Source organism: Acinetobacter sp. YH16044 (assembly GCF_013417145.1).
Lineage (GTDB): Bacteria > Pseudomonadota > Gammaproteobacteria > Pseudomonadales > Moraxellaceae > Acinetobacter > Acinetobacter amyesii.
Map to the genome: position 1 here is coordinate 1 of NZ_VPEK01000179.1, position 1,110 is coordinate 1,110.

At 34.3% G+C, this 1,110-nt stretch carries 2 protein-coding genes; both read right to left on the reverse strand.

Going from position 1 to position 1,110, the window contains the following annotated elements; translation table 11 throughout:
• Positions 1–201: 201 nt before the first annotated feature.
• On the reverse strand, positions 202–441 hold the full coding sequence (locus FTV38_RS18280; protein ID WP_180023086.1) for a transcription factor: 240 nt from the start codon (positions 439–441) through the stop codon (positions 202–204).
• Positions 442–542: 101 nt separating this feature from the next.
• Positions 543–1,034 carry a hypothetical protein gene (locus FTV38_RS17885; RefSeq protein WP_180023087.1) on the reverse strand — a complete coding sequence of 164 codons (492 nt, stop codon included), beginning with the start codon at positions 1,032–1,034 and terminating at the stop codon, positions 543–545.
• Positions 1,035–1,110: the final 76 nt, after the last annotated feature.

A 1,110-nucleotide genomic window follows, 5' to 3' on the forward strand; every position in this document is an offset into this window, starting at 1 on the left:
CAAAAACAGTTTCAAATCCTGTTTTCTTTAAGTGGACATAGTTTTCATCATGGTCTAAAACATGTGAGGCATATATATCACTATTTATGGAAGATTTATGAGCGAGAAATCCTCCCTCTAAACCTAGATCCATACCACCACAACCAGAAAACAAAGATAAAACTTTCAAAATAGACTCTTCTGTAAAAATATTAATAAAATTTAAAGTTTAGATACATCTAAACCAGCAGCTTTTAATCGCTCAGTTATATTGCGCATTTTGCTAAATTCAGAGCCATACCCAATAGGAAGTTTTGTTTCTTCACAAAACTCTTTAGATGTAATTGTTTTTAGTTGATCTGCGTACTTAATCATTTGAATATGTAATTCCGCAGTTTGCTGATTACGAGGTGCGTTATTTACAGCACTAACTATTGAATTGAAAATTTCATCATGTGTCACAGATAGCTCCTTGATTATAAAACTTATATAAAAAATATAATTTATATAAATTATATAATCAAGCCTATCATTTGTTTTTTTAATTTTTATGCCTGTAGGAATTACTCAGTATCAGTATAGGAAACCACTAAATCCATAAGTTCTTCTGATGGGGTATTACAAAACTCACGTATTCTTTCAGCCACCGTTTGAGCACTTGTAAACTCTTCATCAGCATAATTATTGAAGTCAAAAAGGACCTCAGCCATACCTATTGGAAGATCTAATCCTGCTTGTAAAGCATCATAAGAATCGATATCTGAGTCACCTTGCCATTTCACAATAGCCATAGTGTATGGCGTACTTAATGGGTTATTCAGATGCTCTTGTGTGATTGCTAAGGTGTCCATATAGAATCCTGCATCCTCCCACTTTGTCAAAGTCACCGCCCATCCAATAGCACAAGCAACTGTCTTACAGTCAGTGAGACGTTGTTCATCACTCACGAAGCCAACTGAGTCCTTAGACGGTCTTCTCCAAGTCCGAATATCAAATCTATTGGGATCAAGTTTTTCTAAAAAATCAGCTAATTCTAAAAGTAGATCTGTGCGCATAATTTATTACCTTTAATTATTCTCAATGGGGTTGTTTGCATGTCTTCTTTTGACTTCATTGATGATTTCTTGCGGA